We start from the raw sequence: 4300 nt of genomic DNA, 5'->3' as shown, positions 1-4300 counted from the left end.
GGCTCAGTGTCGGGATGGCCCCGATGCGCAGCGGGCCGGCGAGCGGATCCTGATGGGCGCGCGCAACCTGCTCGATCGCCTGGGCCTGCTCCAAGGCGAGCCGCGCATGCCCGAGGATCGCCTCGCCGACCGGTGTGATCTCGACCGAGCGGTTCGTCCGCTCGAAGATGACCACATCGAGCTCCTCCTCGAGCTTCTTGATCTGCCCGCTCAAGGTCGGCTGACTCACGAAGCAGCGCTCCGCGGCACGCCCGAAGTGGCGTGTCTCGGCGACGGCGAGGATGTATTTGAGGTCTCGGAGGTTCACGCAGCGATGATACAGCGGCGGGGCGTTAGCCTCCAGCTGTCCAAACCGCCGCGTGGATTGGTTGCGGTATGATGCCCTTGGCTCGGGATGGGTTTCGCTTCGCTCGGGTGGGTTCCTCGTTTCGGGCGTGGTGCCGGGAGGATGGGTTTCGCTTCGCTCGGGTGGGTTCCTCGTTTCGGGCGTGGTGCCGGGAGGATGGGTTTCGCTTCGCTCTACCCATCCTACGCGTTTTGGTTGTTTTTGAAGGGTTCGCGACTCAGCGCGTTCCTCGCACGGTTCGGCACAACCCACGGCCCTCGCCGCGAGGAGCGCTCCGATGCGCCGCTTGGCGAAGGGATTTCCTCCGTTCGCCCAAAACCCCGAACCCCGAACGCAGTCCCCGCTTGATTGCCCCCAGCCGATTCCCCACTTCCGCAATGACCTTATAAAAACTCAGGAGTCATTCACCGTGAGAATGGACAAGCTGACCGCGAAGTTTCAGATGGCCTTGGCGGATGCGCAGAGCCTCGCCGTGGGACGGGATCACCAGTTTATCGAGCCGCTTCACCTGATGATTGCACTGCTGGATCAGGAGGGTGGCTCGGTGCGGCACTTGCTGACGCGCGCCGACGTCAACGTCAATCGGTTGCGCTCGGCGCTGGGTGAGCAGCTCGACCGACTGCCGACCGTGGAGGGCGCGGGTGGCGATGTCCATGTCGGCAACGATCTGAATCGGCTCCTGAACCAGACCGACAAGCTCGCCCAGCAGCGCAACGATCAGTACATCTCTTCCGAGCTCTTCGTGTTGGCCGCACTGGAGGATCGCGGCGCTCTGGGTACCGCGATGCGCGAGGCGGGCGCCAGCAAGGGCGCGATCGAAAAAGCGATCGAGGGGGTGCGCGGTGGGCAGAGCGTGAACGACCCCAACGCCGAGGAGCAGCGTCAGGCGCTCGAGAAGTTCACCATCGACATGACCGAGCGTGCCGAGCAGGGCAAGCTTGATCCGGTCATCGGGCGCGACGACGAGATCCGGCGCACCATCCAGGTTCTGCAACGCCGCACCAAGAACAACCCGGTGCTGATCGGCGAGCCCGGCGTGGGTAAGACCGCCATCGTCGAGGGGCTCGCGCAGCGCATCGTCAACGGCGAGGTACCCGAGGGCCTTAAGGGTCGGCGCCTGCTCTCGCTCGACATGGCCGCCTTGATCGCCGGGGCCAAGTTCCGCGGCGAGTTCGAGGAGCGTCTCAAGGCCGTCCTGAACGATATCGGCCGGCAGGAAGGCAACATCATCCTCTTCATCGACGAGCTGCACACCATGGTCGGTGCCGGCAAGGCCGAGGGCTCGATGGACGCGGGCAACATGCTCAAGCCGGCGCTGGCGCGCGGCGAGCTGCATTGCGTGGGTGCGACGACGCTGGACGAGTACCGCAAGTATGTCGAGAAGGACGCCGCACTGGAGCGGCGCTTTCAAAAGGTCCTGGTCGACGAGCCGAACGTCGAGGACACCATCGCCATCCTGCGCGGACTCAAAGAACGCTACGAGGTCCATCATGCGGTCGAGATCACCGATCCGGCCATCGTTGCCGCGGCCGTTCTCTCGCATCGCTATATCTCCGATCGGCAGCTGCCGGATAAGGCGATCGACCTGATCGACGAGGCGGCCTCCCAGATCCGCATGGAGATCGACTCCATGCCCGAGGAGATGGACCGGCTCAACCGGCGTCTGATCCAGCTGAAGATCGAGCAGGTCGCACTCAAGAAGGAGTCGGACGAGGCATCCAAGAAACGCCTGACCGACCTGGAAAGTCAGATCGAACGTGCCGAGCGCGAGTTCTCCGATCTCGATGAGATCTGGAAGTCCGAGAAGGCGGCGGTGCAGGGGACGGCGCACATCAAGGAGGCGCTCGACCGGGCGCGTGTCGAGATGGAGACCGCTCGACGTGCCGGCGACCTCGCGCGCATGTCCGAGCTGCAATACGGGCGTATCCCGGAGCTTGAAAAGCAGCTTGCCTCCGCAGCGGATGCCGAGCAGGGCGAGAACCAGCTCCTGCGCAACAAGGTCACCGAGGAGGAGATCGCCGAGATCGTCTCCAAATGGACCGGCATCCCGGTCTCGCGCATGCTCGAGGGCGAGCGCGACAAGCTGCTGCGCATGGAGCAGGAGATCGAGAAGCGCGTGGTCGGGCAAGCCGAGGCGGTACGCGCGGTAAGCGACGCCATCCGACGCTCGCGTGCGGGACTGTCGGATCCGGGCCGCCCCATCGGCTCATTCCTGTTTCTCGGACCGACCGGTGTGGGCAAGACCGAGCTGTGCAAGGCGCTCGCGGCCTTCCTCTTCGACACCGAAGAGGCGATGGTCCGCATCGACATGTCCGAGTTCATGGAGAAACACTCGGTCGCGCGCCTCATCGGGGCCCCGCCGGGCTATGTCGGCTACGAGGAGGGCGGCTATCTGACGGAGGCGATTCGGCGCCGTCCCTACAGCCTCATCCTGCTCGACGAGGTCGAGAAGGCGCACCCGGATGTCTTCAACGTCCTGCTTCAGGTGCTGGACGACGGGCGACTGACGGACGGACAAGGGCGCACGGTGGATTTTCGCAACAGCGTCATCGTCATGACCTCGAACCTGGGCTCGGATGTGATCCAGCAGGTTGCCGGCGAGGCCAACTATGCCGAGATGAAGGACGCCGTAATGGAGATCGTGCGGGTGGCCTTCCGGCCCGAATTCATCAACCGGCTCGATGAGATCGTGGTCTTCCATCCGCTGCAGCCGGCGCAGATCCGGGCGATCGCGCGTATCCAGATTGACTATCTACGCAAGCGCTTGGCCGATCGGGATATGGCGTTGGAGGTCAGCGATGCCGCTTTGGACCATCTCGGCGAGGCCGGTTTCGATCCGGTCTACGGCGCGCGTCCGCTCAAGCGTGCCATCCGGGCGCAGCTCGAAAACCCGCTCGCACAGGAGATCTTGTCGGGAAAGTTCGCTCCCGGCGATCTGATCGAGGTGGGTTTGGAGAACGGCCAGCTCAGCTTCGAGCGGGTACTGCAGGGGGAAGTCCTATAGCGCTCGGGCACTCACCGCACGAGGAAGGCGCGAAGGAACCACGATCCTTCGCGCCTTTACGCGTGCATGGCCTCGCGATGACGATCCCGGGCGCTCAGTCGTCGAGCGCCGACCTTACTCGATTGCCGATGCCATGATCGGTGCGCCGAGTTGCACGGTCCCCACGGGTGCGATGCGTGACGCGACGACCGCGCTCGGGTCCGGGGTCGGGGTGGTGTGTGGGTTGGCGACGACCAAGAACGATGCGGTCAGGACGACGGCGCCGCCGACGGTGCGCGTGGCGACCTTCCCCGCATCCATGGATGCGAGGCGATCGCGGACTCGAATCGCCGCATCGATGGCATTCGAAAGATCGGTTGCTGTCGGGATACGCATCTTGAGTCTCCTCCAAGGTTTTTGTGTTGTCCAAATGTCGTTGATCCAGATGCGAATCAAAACGCCTAATCCTTCCGATTCGGTCGGGATTTTGTTCGAATTTCTCGACGTGCCCGACCAGGGCATCACGTGCGATCGGCCCGTGCGGTCCGATTCCGGATAGAATCCGCCCTTCACTCGAATCGGGAGACCTTTGCGATGAGCCAAGCGCTCAAAACGGTCGTCGCACGTCAACGCATCCTCTTGCAGGGTCGCCTGGCGGCATCGCTCGCACGGCTGGTCGAGCCGTGTCGCGCGGCCTGGCCGGATCGCACCGCCTTGGAGCCAATCCTGCTCGCGGCGATGCCGACGCTCGCGTCCTGCAAGTATCTCTATGTGCTCGACCATGACGCCCGCCAATTGACGGCAAACGTCTCCCCGCAGGGCCTTCTGCCTGAGCATTGGGGTCGGGATCGGCGCGAACGCCCCTACATGAGCGAAGCGCTCGCCGGCGAGCGCTTCTCCCTGTCGCCCGCCTATATCAGCCGCAACGCCCGTCGTCCTTCGCTGACCGCCATTCAGCGGATCGAGGACGA

General features: G+C 64.2%; 3 protein-coding genes and 1 pseudogene. 2 read left to right on the top strand and 2 right to left on the bottom strand.

Going from position 1 to position 4300, the window contains the following annotated elements; all coding sequences use genetic code 11:
- Positions 1-307 (bottom strand): LysR family transcriptional regulator (locus GPT33_RS08520; RefSeq protein WP_296807383.1); only part of this gene is annotated, 307 nt, incomplete at its 3' end.
- 448 nt (positions 308-755) lie between these two features.
- Here GPT33_RS08520 and clpB point away from each other — a divergent pair.
- Positions 756-3350: an ATP-dependent chaperone ClpB gene (gene clpB, locus GPT33_RS08515; protein WP_363929150.1), complete on the top strand. Its 2595-nt coding sequence runs from the start codon at positions 756-758 to the stop codon at positions 3348-3350.
- 114 nt (positions 3351-3464) lie between these two features.
- Here clpB and GPT33_RS08510 read toward each other — a convergent pair whose 3' ends face one another.
- Positions 3465-3725: a hypothetical protein gene (locus GPT33_RS08510; protein ID WP_296807377.1), complete on the bottom strand. Its 261-nt coding sequence runs from the start codon at positions 3723-3725 to the stop codon at positions 3465-3467.
- A 198-nt stretch (positions 3726-3923) separates the two neighbouring features.
- On the opposite strand from GPT33_RS08510, the pseudogene GPT33_RS08505 reads away from it, so the two are divergent.
- A pseudogene (locus tag GPT33_RS08505) lies at positions 3924-4300 on the top strand (hypothetical protein); the annotation flags it as partial.

The organism is Thiocapsa sp. (assembly GCF_011390875.1).
GTDB lineage: Bacteria > Pseudomonadota > Gammaproteobacteria > Chromatiales > Chromatiaceae > Thiocapsa.
The sequence above is the reverse complement of the archived record's forward strand: the minus strand, read 5'-3'. Positions and strand labels throughout refer to the sequence as shown.